This is a genomic window from Stieleria bergensis (assembly GCA_007745635.1).
GTDB classification, from domain to species: Bacteria; Planctomycetota; Planctomycetia; order Pirellulales; family Pirellulaceae; genus Stieleria; species Stieleria bergensis.
In genome coordinates this window covers 5,916,192-5,927,664 of sequence record CP036272.1, presented here as the reverse complement: position 1 = coordinate 5,927,664, position 11,473 = coordinate 5,916,192, and the positions used below count along the sequence as shown (strand labels likewise).

The following is an 11,473-nucleotide window of genomic DNA, read 5'->3' as shown; positions in this document are numbered from 1 at the left end:
GCGATGGGTGTTGTTTCTTGTGTTTCTGATTGGATGGATTGATGCCCAAACTTGCTGCGTTTCCCAAGCTGTATTTGCCCGAGCTTTGTAAAACCGGGACCGTTAGCTTAGATCGCTGGATCAATGAAGCTGCTGAATTGCCCGTGCAGGGTTTGGAATGGTATGCGGGCTTTATCGAAATGCAAGATCGAGCCAATTGGCCAGCCTTGCGGCGGAAGGTCGAAGAGAAAAAACTCTGTATCCCCATGGTGTGCTGCTCGCCAGACTTTACGCATCCCGATGCGGAGTTTCGCGAACAGCAAATGGAACGTCAGCGATTTTGGATCGACATGACCGCTGAAATGGGAGGCCGTTATTGCCGTGTGCTCTCCGGGCAGCGACGCCCCGAGTTGTCTCGTGAGCAGGGCGTCAGTCTTGCAGCCCAGTGCATCGATCAGTGCGCACCCTATGCAGCTCAACGCGGCGTGACGCTGATCATTGAAAATCACTACAAGGACGACTTTTGGACGTATCCTGAATTCGCTCAGATGATGGACGTGTTTTGCGATCTCGTCGACCGGGTCCAGTCGCCAAACTTTGGCGTCAACTATGACCCCAGTAATACCATCCTTGCCGGTGAAGATCCGATTGTGTTGTTGCGGCGGGTCGCCGATCGAGTGGTCACGATGCACGCCAGTGATCGTTACCTGATCGACGGCACCTTGGAGGACCTGCGCCGTGAAGAGGTCGGCGTCGAGGGGTATGCCAAGCGATTGCGGCACGGTGAAGTGGGCAAAGGGTTGAACGATTACGACTTGATCTTTTCAATTCTTAAAGAAGCGGGCTTTGCAGACAACTGGATTAGCATCGAAGACGGCGTCGAAGGCATGGATCAGTTGGCCCGCAGTGCTGACTTTTTAGTCAAGAAGATCGCTCAACACTGGCCCTCGTAAGACCGGCACAGGTAAGACCTGCCCAGGTAAACTTGTGCCGGCACAGCGCTCGTCGATCACCGCAAGCGATCACTTGGCATGCTTGTTAGGCTTTCAGCCAATTGATGGTCCAGTGGCGATCGCTGGTCATTTGCACAGCCTCAGCGGGAATGTTTTGCTCGGCCAAGAGGTTGCGAATTTCGCCAAGTGTCAATGCTGCGTGCAGGGATTGCCTGAGCAACTGTTGGGCAAACTCTGATTCACCGCCGGCGTGTTCTTTCACCAGGGCTTCCAAGGTGGTTTCGTCCTGAGGCCGGCAGAGGTCACGCATGAACAGGCGGCCACCATCAACCAGGACGCGAACGGCTTGCTCAAGCATCTGTCCCGGTTCGGCAAGGTGATGCAACACGGTGTTGCTGGTCACAACGTCTCCCATGGCGTCGTCAAAATCGTCCATGGTTTTGCAATCGCCGTGGGCCAGCGAGATGCGGCCTTGTACGCCACCAAACTCGATCTCAAAGCGAGCTGCTTCGAGCATCTCAATTGAAGCGTCCACCCCGATCGCCTCGACATCCGCAGACTGCTGGCAAAGCAAGACAGGGATGGCTGCATTCCCACAGCCGAGGTCAATCACACGGACTCCCGGCAGCCCAGCTTTTAGCAGATCCTGGACAAATTTTCCGTTGACGACGCGATGGTCCATGTTGCCGTATTCTTGGACTTCGGCCACATCATCCATGGTCTCTGGTTCGAGTGTGCGGGGCAGTTCGCTATCGGTGATTTCAGGGCTCATGTTCAAACGTCGGTTGGGAATCACATTTTGATGGGCGCGCGGCGATGGCACCATCAGTTTAGCTTGCTGCAAGCCGCTCGGTAGGCCAGTGAAATGGCTTAGTTCAGTTGGTCGAAGGGCTCGTTGCCAGACGCGGTGCCCAGCGCTCCCCAGACCCCAAATTTAGACGCTTCATTCGGTTCAAGCTCCAGTTTTTTCAGGTCGTAAACGGTCTCGACAGCAGCTGGAGCGACTGGCAGCGGCAGCGGCGCTTCACTGATGCCATTGCCGGCCGGTCGCGGTGTCTGAGATCCGCCAGCGGTCACGTTGGATGAAATTGCATTGGGCATCGTCGTATTGCTGCTGGTCACCGGAGCCACGTGGTGGGGCTTGGCTGGCTGACCTGTGGATCCATAGTCGATGCTATTGGTCACAAACGTGACGGCTCCGTCAGCCATGGCCACATGGCAGCCGCCTCGGTGATAACTGCCTGCGGAAAACAGGCCGTCGACCAGTTCATGGCCGTTGATCGCGACGCTGGGGCTATTAGGGGGCAGCACCGTGTTGACCAAGCTGTATCCCGAACGGCCGTCCGCCCAGCGTGCACCGCGACCATGGTCGCTGAGTGAAAAGGTTTTCTTGTAAGTGCCGTCCCGGTTGCTATCAATCATGCCTCGCGTGCGTCCCGGTTTGAATAGATACTGAACGCTTTGATCGACGACATACTGTCCCGGAATCGATCGATCACCACGGTCCGTGCCAATTTCGCAGATCGTAATCGTATGGGACATTCCATCGATGATGTCTGAGTAATTGCGCTGCAATGAACCCGCAAAGACGCCTCGAGGGTTCTTTGCGCTATGAATGTCGACCAAGCGATCACCGATGCAGAAAGTATAGTTTGTCAGGCCGAATTCCTTGTGCTCTGACGCATCGCCAGGGCAGCGATACGTAGCGACTTGCGTGACCCAGGGTTTAAAGTGCCGGTCCCAGGGGACGGGGCCCATCGAACTGTAGACTTTGCCATCGGAGCGATAGCTTATCGGTGTTAGGATCTGTCCCCAGAGAGGCTGTTGCTCAATGAAGGGCAGGAGTGCAACCAGTCCACTGAGTCGCCCTTGATTTGTTTCCAAGGAGCCAGCTTCCGATGGCCCATTCTCCGTCCCACCGATCGCTGCAGGCAATACATGGAACGCTGCATGGTAGCTGTCCATACCAACCGCCAATTGGCGAAGATTGTTGACGCACTGTGCGCGTCGAGAGACGATGCGACTTGTCGAGATCGCGGGGAGCAACAACGCAAGGATGACAACGATGATGACCACGACGACCGCCGCTTCTAATAACGTAAAACCCGTTCGATGGGTCGCCTGACTTTGCCTGTTCATGATTCGTTTTGGGAAGAAGCGTTCGGTAGGGTGTCGTGCCTGCTTATGCGATTTGCAAGCGGTGATTGAGAGACTTGATTCTAAATGGGAATGGATGGACTCGTTGGGATTGATGCGATCAATCAAGTGCATCGACCTTATCGCCGGCGGTGGCCGTTCCCAGAGCACCCCAGATTCCAAAACGGGATGCAGTGTTTGAAGGTTGCCTTAACCGATCAAGCTGCGATTGGGGCTGACCCGCAACGCTGTCATGCACGTCCGTCAGCGGTGCTTCGGCGATCGTCTGCCCACGTTGAATTGCCTGGTCATCACCGGTGACATTGTCGTTCATGGGGGAATGCTTGGGGCCTCGCGTGCGTGTTGCCTGACCGCAATCGATCGTGTCGGTAATGAAACTCACGGCTCCGTCGGCCAACAGCACGTGGCAACCGCCCATGTGGCGACTGCTAGCCGAGTACAGGCCGTCGGCCAGTTCATCGCCATTGATCGCGACGCTGGGGCTGTTGGGGGGCAGCACCGTGTTCACCAGGCTATCTCCAGCCGAGCCATCGGCCCAGCGTGAACCGCGGCCCTGTTTGCTTAAGGGGGCACTGTCGTTGTAAAAGGACGGCCGTTCTGCGTCGCACAGTTCGGTGGTGTGATCGGGAGCGATCAAGTACTGGATGGGTTGGTCGATGGCGTACTGGCCTTGCAGCCCCCGGTCGCCCAGATCGGTGCTGATTTCGGCCATCGCGATCGTGTTGCCCGTTCCGTCGGTGATTTCATCAAAGCTGCGCGTTAAGGAGCCCGCAAACACCCCGCGAGGATTGTCCGCGCGATGGACATCGACTAAGCGATCACCGATGCAGAACGTGTAATTGGTCAGCCCAAGTTCACCCGTTTTTGCAGGATCGCTGGGGCAGCGGTAGACGGGGATCTCGTTCGTCCATGGGGTGAAATGGCTCTCCCACGGGACCGGCCCCATCGAAGCGTAAAGCTGGCCGCCGGGACCTGGTTCGGTAGGCGATTGAATTTCCTCGTACAGAGCGGCCTGCTCGACAAGAGGGAGTAACGCGACGAGTCCACTAAGCCGTCCCTGATTGGTTTGCGGCGAAGCCGGGCTGCCGTTCAAACTGAGCTGACCGGTGCCACCTAAGGCAGGCGGGAGATGCTGGAAACGCTGATGGTAGTTTTGTAACGCAACTCCAATCTGTTGAAAGTTGTTGCCGCAGATCATCCGCCGCTGTGCTTCGCGAGCCGTTCGCATAGAAGGGAGTAGGAGTGCCACAAGCACGCCAATGATGGCGATCACGACCAGTAGTTCCACCAGTGTTAAGCCCTGGAGCCGAGCAGGTTGATTCGTTGACGTGTTCATGTGATCGCCTCGTTGGGGAGCCATGTCGCGGTCGGTATGACGATGGCAGTGATCCAGGGAACTTTTTGCGCACGCTGCACCCTTCATGTTAGCCGATTGCCGCAAGGTTCAGTTGCAAAAGCCATCGGTGTTTTCAATCAATCCGAGGCTTGTCGTAGCACGACCTCACAATAGCACGTTGTGTCGGGGGCTAACGCTGAGGCGGTTGAGTCACCGGCAGTTGAGTCCTCAGTTGGTTGTAACATTCAAATACCAACAGCGGCAGCAGCCAGCTAATCCATGCACTCCAGCGATAAACGGTCGGTGAACTGGTGTTTGTGACAATGCTGACACCGGCGATCAGGCGCAGGACGATCGGTGCGCACAGCATCAGGAATGTACGCATCGCCCAGCGCTTGTGAGCTTGGTGATTGCGACGGTAGGCATGGTATCCAGCCAATGCACAAAACAGGGCAACCAGCGAAGCATTGATGGCGAAGGCAAGCCCCGTCCACCAACCTGCCAGTGTGCCAGCGGCCATGATGAAGCCACTGGGCACGACGCCCAGAAAAACAATGGTCGCCAGTACCCGGCCTGAAAGTTGATGGTACCGCATGGCGAGACCCGACAGCCCGCTGCCAACCATGAAAATTCCCAGCAGTAAGGCCAGTGGGGAGCTGATCAAGTGCAGGTAAAACGCTTGGCGATACAGCCCTTGAAACATCGACTGGCGACCGATCAGGAAATTCGCCTCAAAGTTCGGTGGGAAATAGTGACGGTACTCCCAGAGAATCGCGGCCACGTTTTTGGTCAACAGAATGGCAATGGCCAACGCTAACCAGTTGACCAGAGACCAACGTTTTCGATTGACGTTCGTGGAGACTCCTGTGCTCAAGACGCAGCCCCTGATCATTGGCCAGCCGGCGACTGACTTGGCTTGCTTGTCTTCGACTCGTTTGTCTTTGCATGGGGGCGGCGAGCTTCCAGCCAAGGCTGGTTGGGCGCTTTGCTGGGATCGTTGATCGCCCAGTCAGGCTTGGGAAACCAACGTAGTCCACTGATGCGCTGATAGGTTTCCCAGACGTGTGCTGCTTGCGGATCGGTCACGCGCAGATCGCCGGTTTGCGTCAGGTAGGTCAGCAGTTGTTTTCGCAGCGAGTCACGTAGCTTGCTGTTGCCCGGTTGATCGATCAGGTTGTTCAGGCAAGCGGGGTCGCTCTGGATGTCATAGAGTTCTTCTGCCGGGCGCAAAGCCACCGACGCGTTGAAGAGATTTTGATTTCGATCGCTGTCACTTTGATACTTGATCATCCAGTCCAGTGTGGGGCAGGCATCGATATCATGATAGCCACCGTGGGGCGGGCCCAGTTTGGATGTGACGACATTCCCATCCTTGTCGTAGGTTGCCGCAGCATACTTTTGGGGTGTGCCCGCAGGGTAACGCTCCGGCGTGAAGTTGATGATGTACAGGTGTGAGTCGGTACGGATGCATCGACAGGGGTAGCTCAGCGAGTTGAATCGACTTGATGAATGGCGTTCGCGTCCGCTGAAGACCGCTTGTCGTTGATAATCGGCGACCGGCTGACTGTCTTTTCGCAGAGAGGGAAGCAAATCCAATCCGGGCATCTTGTCGGCCTGTTTGGGTGTCACACCCGCCGCGGCGAAGATTGTTCGAGTGACATCGATCAGGCTGACCAACTCTTGCGAGTCCTGGCCGCCGGTGATCTGCTTGGGCCAAGCGATCGCCAGCGGCATATGGATACCGTATTCATACAAATTGGCTTTGGCTCTGGGGAATGACATGCCATTGTCGCTGGTGACAATCACCAAGGTGTTTTCCAGTTCACCGGCGGCTTCCAGTTCATCAAGCATGCGCTGCAAGTGTTGGTCAAACCACTGGATTTCAAACAGATAATCTGCCAAGTCACTGCGGATGGTTTCACTGTCGGGCAAGAACGTTGGCACCACAATCTTGCTCAGGTCCATGCCGCTTTGTTTGCCCAGTCCGCTGCCAAAGACACGGTGGGGTTCACGCGCACCAAACCAGAAACAGAACGGCTGGTCATCCTGGCGTGCGGTTAAGAATTCTGAAAAGTTGCTCGCATAGTCCGTTGAAGCGATGCCCGGTGGCGACTTCATCTTGTGTTGATCGTAGGATTTGCCAGCTGGATTGTGAGGCCAACCGGCGGCGCGGCCGGGACTCCAGCCCTTGCCAGTCATGCCGACGTGATAGCCACTGTCTGCCAGCTGTGACGTAAAGACGGGCAAGTCCCTGGGGAAGGTGCTAGCGTGGGTCCCTGCGGCACCGTTTTGCCAGATCTCGCGACCGGTTAAAAACGCTGCTCGCATCGGACTGCAGCCAGGTGCCGGGGTAAACGCGTTATGAAATAAAACCCCTGCTTTGGCCACGCGATCAAAACCGGGGGTCTGAATGACCGGATCACCATAGGCTGAAGCGTGTGGGTAGGACTGATCGTCGGAGATTGCGATCAAAATATTGGGACGCGACTTTGTTTGTGGTTTCGCCGCGGTTTGCTGGGCGGCAGTCTCGCTGTGAATCGCACAGCCGAGAAACAGAAGCAGGCAAGAAATGAAACAAGGCATGCGCCACATGGTTGTCGCCTAACGGGAAGAGGGAATTGGATGAGGAAGCATCGTTCTAGCGCCAGCCCGCGACTGTTTAAAGTCTCGGCAGTGTCCGATGGCTTTTGCGAAACTTGAGTGGCGTCTGCCCCAGGTGTTTCTTGAACTGTTGCGTGAACGCACTTTGGTCGCAAAAACCAAATCGCTCTGCAATCTCGCCAACGCTTTGGTCGGTTTCAACCAAGGCATCGGTGGCTGCTTTGATGCGCGTCTTTGCCAGGAACTCTTGGACGTTCATGCCAAAGAGTTCGACAAAGCGTCGGTGCAGTTGTCGAGTGGAAATCTGCGCCAGCTCGGACAACTCATTGACTGTGATTTTACGATGTAAGTTCTGGTGAATGTGTTGCAGCAACTCGTCAATCTTGGAATATGCCTGAACTTCTTCTTTGGCACCTTTATAGTTTCGGACCGCCCCCATCACCCCGATGATGTTCTGCTGGAGGTCATAAATGGGCAGTTTTGTGGTGGAGAACCAATCCAGCATGCGATGTTCGGTGTACCAGATTTCCACGCGGTTGATCAGCGGTTGCCCGGTGCGCATCACAAACTGATCGTCACGTACAAACTCTTTGGCCAATTGATGGGGAAAGTGGTCAAAGTCAGTGGTGCCGATCACATCGCGTTCGGCGGTAACGCCCAGCCGATTGAGGATGGTTTGGCTGGCGCCCATCATTCGGCTTTGGGAATCCTTGAAGAAGAAGTACACATCGGGCAGGTGTGAAAACAGCAGATGAAACTGCTGTGGGCCTCCCATGGCAAGGAAAAACTGCTCCTGCTGCGGGTGAACGGCCACGGGCGGAGTTGACGATCGATGGTCAGCGGCACTCGGCATTGGGGAACAGTTTTGCGAGGTCGGATCAGGAGGCGAGCCCCACAATCCTGGATCAAAACGCCGCGCAATGCAAGCGTAGCGACGGGGGGGAGGTTTTCCGGTGAGGGCGTTCACTGCCTGAGATTGGCCAGGGATGCTGGGAATTTAGGACGGATGTGGCTACACTAGGGCCGCGGACTGCTGCTCGCGCCGGTTGCTCGGACGCTGGCGGTGCGTCCTCCCGCCTTGAAACTACCTGCCCAGGCCGCGTTTGGCCGTTCCTTTTTTACTCCTTGAGACGTTTCGTCATGCGAAAAGTGCTTGCTTCATGCGCCATGATTGGTGTTCTTTGTTCTGTTGCCACCGGATTCAAAAAGGCTGACAACCCAGGCCCTCAGGTTGCCAGCTATGCGAACGCTTTTCTTGATAAGCTGACTGATGATCAAAAGTCGCTTGCCGTGATGGACTATGACAACGCCAAGCGAATGGATTGGCACTTCATTCCCAAAAAGTCTCGCAAGGGTCTCGTCCTGCGAGAGATGAACAAGGCCCAACGCACCGCGGCCCTGCGTCTGGTGAAATCGGCACTGAGTGAGGCCGGCTATGGCAAGGCCAGCAAAATCATGATGCTCGAAGGCGTCCTTCGCGAACTGGAAGGCCCGGACCGCAATTGGGAACGCGATCCCAATAAGTATTACGTGACCATTTTTGGCACTCCAGGCGACAAAGGTAAATGGGGACTTAGCTTCGAAGGTCACCACCTGTCGACCAACTTCAGTTTCCGCGATGGTCAGCTGGTTGACAGCACGCCGCAATTCATGGCCGCCAACCCTGCTACGGTCATGAATAAGGTCTCCGGTCCGCTTGGTAAAGGGACGCGAGTCTTGCGTGACGAAGAACAGCTTGGTTTTGACCTGGTGAACTCGCTTTCCGGTGACGCGCTAACGGCCGCCGTGATCGCTGAGGAAGCACCCGCAGAAATCCGCTTTGCAGGTGCCGTCCAAGCCAAAGTGGGCGACCCCGAAGGAGTTGCCTTCAGCGCGATGGATAAAAAATCACAGGAACTGTTGCAGCAGCTGGTCGCTGCGTATGTCGACGTGGTGACTGAGAATGTGGCTCAAGAGCGTCGCGACATGATCGCGGAAGATGGTTGGGCAAGCGTGCATTTCGCTTGGGCTGGAGCCAAGAAGCCCGGCGTTGGCCACTATTACAAAGTTCGTGGCAAGCGGTTCCTGATCGAGTTTGTCAACACGCAAGCCGATGCAGCTGGAAACCCAGCCAATCACATTCACTGTGTGTGGCGAGATTTGACCGGCGACTTTGATTTGCCACCAGCAAAGTAAGCTGACTGAGATCAACTGACAGGGCCGGCATCGCGTGCCCTACATGGCCAAAAAGGCGTATAAGCCAACCAGCGTTTTGGCATCTTTGATTTTGTCTGCTGCAAGCCACTCACGCACTTCCTCACGCGTGGCGATTTGGTTTTCGATCTGCTCGGTTGCCTCCCGAGCCGATTCGCCTTCAGATAGCTCTGTGGCCAAAAACAGGTACATCACTTCGTCGCTGATCCCTGGCGCGGAGTAAAACGTGTGAATCAATTTCAACGCACCTGCGCGGTAGCCCGTTTCTTCAATCAGCTCACGATCAGCGGTGGTTTCGACGGGCTCATCGGGCTCACGCGTTCCGGCTGGTAACTCAAGGAGCGTTTCACCCACGGTTGCCCGAGTGTTTTGGATCATGACCAGGCGTCCATCATCCAGGATCGGCAGCAGCACAACAGCCCCGGGATGGCGAATCACTTCACGCTGGTAGGTCTGGCCATCACTGCCCACAAGGTTCAATCGATGGACGTCAAAGCGATTTCCACGTAAGACGATTTCTTCCTGGGGGCCTTCTGATGAGTTCATTTCAATCGCTGCTTTGCAAAGAGGAAGTTAGCGGACAGAATGTTGGTTCACGAAACAACCAGAGAACCGCGGCTAATGTGTAGACAGCATGTTCGGATTCATTAATTGCAACAAGCCCACTGATTGGTCCTCGCGAGACGCGGTCAATATTGTGCAAGGCCATCTGCGTGGCAAGAAGGTCAAAGTCGGTCACTGCGGGACACTGGACCCGCTGGCCGATGGCGTGTTGGTCATCGGGGTGGGGGCAGCCGCCAAATTAGTGCCGTATGTGCACCAGTGCGGCAAGTGTTATCGAGGTCAGTTCCGCCTGGGCGAGGAAACTGAAACCGGGGACATCGAGGTGTCGCCTACCAAGTTTCCAGAGGATCCCGTTCCCACGCGGGCGAGTATCGAAGCTGCTTGCCCAACATTCCTGGGCGACATCAAGCAAGTCCCGCCAGCGTACTCCGCGATCAAAATCAATGGTCGGAGGGCTTACAAAATGGCACGCAAGGGACTGGACGTCGAAGTCCCACCGCGGCAAGTGTTTATTGAGTCTCTGAAAGTGATTCAATACGAGTACCCCAATCTTGAGCTGGAAATCGTTTGCGGAACGGGAACCTACATTCGCACCTTGGGCATGGATCTCGCTCGAAACTTGGGCACCCATGCTGTGATGACTGGACTGCAAAGAAAGCGCGTCGGAGAATTCTTCATCGATCAAGCCGTGCCCATCGAACAGATCCGTGAGCAGCCATTGGAACAGCTTCTGCAGCCCGCAGCGCTGGGCGTGAGCCATTTGCCGCAAGTCATTGTGGACGCGAATCAGCACCTTGACTTGGTGCATGGGAAATTGCTTGACGAGGTTGAAGTCCTGTCACCGAAAAGCCAGTATGCCACCATTCCAGTCGCTGATCAGGAAAGCGAACCGCAGCATGTCGCCGCAATGGATCAAGCGGGGCGGTTGGTGGCGATCTTGGCCAAGCAAGGCCAGCGCTGGAAGGTCAAGAAATGTTTGGTGACGGAGGTCTGGCGCGGAGACGAATCCTGATCCAGTCCATTGCATGTTGACAGTCCAACGATTGCTCAGGTGACAATCACTTCGTCGGCCAGCCGTCCTTGAGCACTTGCTTCATCGCTTTGAGCGTTTCTTGACTCACGTGATGCTCGATTCCCTCACTATCGATCGCCGCTACTTTTTCGCTGACTCCCATCGCTAACAGAAAAGCTTTGACCACTTGGTGACGCTGTTCGCAGTGCTCCGCCAAGCGACGTCCTTCGGGGGTCAATTCGATCGGTCGGTAGGGTTCTGTTTTTGCATAGCCATCGCGGACCAATCGCGCCACTGTGTTGTTGACGGTCGCGTGCGTGACAGAAAAGAACTCTGCTAAGTCAGCTGAGCGACAGATTCCCGTGCGTTGAATCTGTGCGGCAATCGCCTCCACATAGTCTTCTGCCGTTTCCGAAGCGTGGTCGGCTCGAGTTCTGCTAAAAGCTTCTGCCATGAGCGATTGAAATGCACGTGGTGATAAAAGAGGTCCTGTAGGAAACGGGAACTGTACACTGTATCGCTGTGCGAATTCAATGACCAGTGGGACGGGGGAAGTCGCTAGCAGATCGCGTGCAAACCACCTGTTTAGCCTGCGATGCTCAATTCATTTCGTCGCGATTCGCAGTGGGCTTTGGCTGCGAATCGCAGTGGGCTTTGGCTGGCGTTGGCGGCGAATGA

Annotated in this window: 11 protein-coding genes; 3 read left to right on the top strand and 8 right to left on the bottom strand. The window is 55.7% G+C overall.

Features of this window, described 5'->3' with window-relative positions; all coding sequences use genetic code 11:
- The first annotated feature begins 41 nt into the window (after positions 1-41).
- The gene (locus tag SV7mr_RS20815) at positions 42-932 is read left to right on the top strand and encodes a sugar phosphate isomerase/epimerase family protein (RefSeq protein ID WP_145276311.1); all 891 of its coding nucleotides are present in this window, start codon (positions 42-44) and stop codon (positions 930-932) included.
- Positions 933-1,017: 85 nt separating this feature from the next.
- Here SV7mr_RS20815 and SV7mr_RS20810 read toward each other — a convergent pair whose 3' ends face one another.
- The 6 genes from SV7mr_RS20810 to SV7mr_RS20785 all read right to left on the bottom strand — a co-directional run bounded on the left by SV7mr_RS20810 (position 1,018) and on the right by SV7mr_RS20785 (position 7,879).
- A complete protein-coding gene (locus tag SV7mr_RS20810) occupies positions 1,018-1,704 on the bottom strand; it encodes a class I SAM-dependent methyltransferase (RefSeq protein ID WP_419187702.1) in 687 nt (228 codons plus the stop codon).
- Positions 1,705-1,802: 98 nt separating this feature from the next.
- On the bottom strand, positions 1,803-3,071 hold the full coding sequence (locus SV7mr_RS20805; RefSeq protein ID WP_419187701.1) for a DUF1559 domain-containing protein: 1,269 nt from the start codon (positions 3,069-3,071) through the stop codon (positions 1,803-1,805).
- Between the two features lie 118 nt (positions 3,072-3,189).
- Positions 3,190-4,425: a DUF1559 domain-containing protein gene (locus tag SV7mr_RS20800; protein WP_419187700.1), complete on the bottom strand. Its 1,236-nt coding sequence runs from the start codon at positions 4,423-4,425 to the stop codon at positions 3,190-3,192.
- A 190-nt stretch (positions 4,426-4,615) separates the two neighbouring features.
- Positions 4,616-5,299: a DUF2306 domain-containing protein gene (locus SV7mr_RS20795; RefSeq protein WP_419187699.1), complete on the bottom strand. Its 684-nt coding sequence runs from the start codon at positions 5,297-5,299 to the stop codon at positions 4,616-4,618.
- Positions 5,300-5,313: 14 nt separating this feature from the next.
- Entirely contained in the window at positions 5,314-7,017 is a 1,704-nt protein-coding gene (locus tag SV7mr_RS20790; RefSeq protein ID WP_419187698.1) for a sulfatase family protein, read from the bottom strand.
- Positions 7,018-7,084: 67 nt separating this feature from the next.
- Complete coding sequence (locus tag SV7mr_RS20785) at positions 7,085-7,879, bottom strand: AraC family transcriptional regulator (RefSeq protein WP_419187697.1); 795 nt, start codon at positions 7,877-7,879, stop codon at positions 7,085-7,087.
- Positions 7,880-8,166: 287 nt separating this feature from the next.
- On the opposite strand from SV7mr_RS20785, the gene SV7mr_RS20780 reads away from it, so the two are divergent.
- Positions 8,167-9,201: a DUF3500 domain-containing protein gene (locus SV7mr_RS20780; RefSeq protein ID WP_145276300.1), complete on the top strand. Its 1,035-nt coding sequence runs from the start codon at positions 8,167-8,169 to the stop codon at positions 9,199-9,201.
- Between the two features lie 39 nt (positions 9,202-9,240).
- Here SV7mr_RS20780 and SV7mr_RS20775 read toward each other — a convergent pair whose 3' ends face one another.
- Positions 9,241-9,765, bottom strand: a complete 525-nt coding sequence (locus tag SV7mr_RS20775) for an NUDIX hydrolase (RefSeq protein WP_145276298.1) — start codon at positions 9,763-9,765, stop codon at positions 9,241-9,243.
- 88 nt (positions 9,766-9,853) lie between these two features.
- Here SV7mr_RS20775 and truB point away from each other — a divergent pair, with 88 nt between their 5' ends.
- Positions 9,854-10,795, top strand: coding sequence for a tRNA pseudouridine(55) synthase TruB (gene truB / locus SV7mr_RS20770; RefSeq protein WP_145276296.1), 942 nt, complete (start codon positions 9,854-9,856; stop codon positions 10,793-10,795).
- 46 nt (positions 10,796-10,841) lie between these two features.
- Here the strand turns inward: truB and mntR are convergent, their stop codons facing one another.
- The gene (mntR, locus tag SV7mr_RS20765; RefSeq protein WP_145276294.1) at positions 10,842-11,249 is read right to left on the bottom strand and encodes a manganese-binding transcriptional regulator MntR; all 408 of its coding nucleotides are present in this window, start codon (positions 11,247-11,249) and stop codon (positions 10,842-10,844) included.
- Between the last annotated feature and the right edge of the window lie 224 nt (positions 11,250-11,473).

Excerpts from the sequence above, each read along its gene's own strand:
- SV7mr_RS20780 (WP_145276300.1), top strand. The coding sequence starts at position 8,167 with ATGCGAAAAGTGCTTGCTTCATGCGCCATGATTGGTGTTCTTTGTTCT.
- SV7mr_RS20815 (WP_145276311.1), top strand. The coding sequence starts at position 42 with ATGCCCAAACTTGCTGCGTTTCCCAAGCTGTATTTGCCCGAGCTTTGT.
- SV7mr_RS20805 (WP_419187701.1), bottom strand. The coding sequence starts at position 3,071 with ATGAACAGGCAAAGTCAGGCGACCCATCGAACGGGTTTTACGTTATTA.
- truB (WP_145276296.1), top strand. The coding sequence starts at position 9,854 with ATGTTCGGATTCATTAATTGCAACAAGCCCACTGATTGGTCCTCGCGA.
- SV7mr_RS20800 (WP_419187700.1), bottom strand. The coding sequence starts at position 4,425 with ATGAACACGTCAACGAATCAACCTGCTCGGCTCCAGGGCTTAACACTG.
- SV7mr_RS20790 (WP_419187698.1), bottom strand. The coding sequence starts at position 7,017 with ATGTGGCGCATGCCTTGTTTCATTTCTTGCCTGCTTCTGTTTCTCGGC.
- mntR (WP_145276294.1), bottom strand. The coding sequence starts at position 11,249 with ATGGCAGAAGCTTTTAGCAGAACTCGAGCCGACCACGCTTCGGAAACG.
- SV7mr_RS20810 (WP_419187702.1), bottom strand. The coding sequence starts at position 1,704 with ATGAGCCCTGAAATCACCGATAGCGAACTGCCCCGCACACTCGAACCA.
- SV7mr_RS20785 (WP_419187697.1), bottom strand. The coding sequence starts at position 7,879 with ATGCCGAGTGCCGCTGACCATCGATCGTCAACTCCGCCCGTGGCCGTT.
- SV7mr_RS20775 (WP_145276298.1), bottom strand. The coding sequence starts at position 9,765 with ATGAACTCATCAGAAGGCCCCCAGGAAGAAATCGTCTTACGTGGAAAT.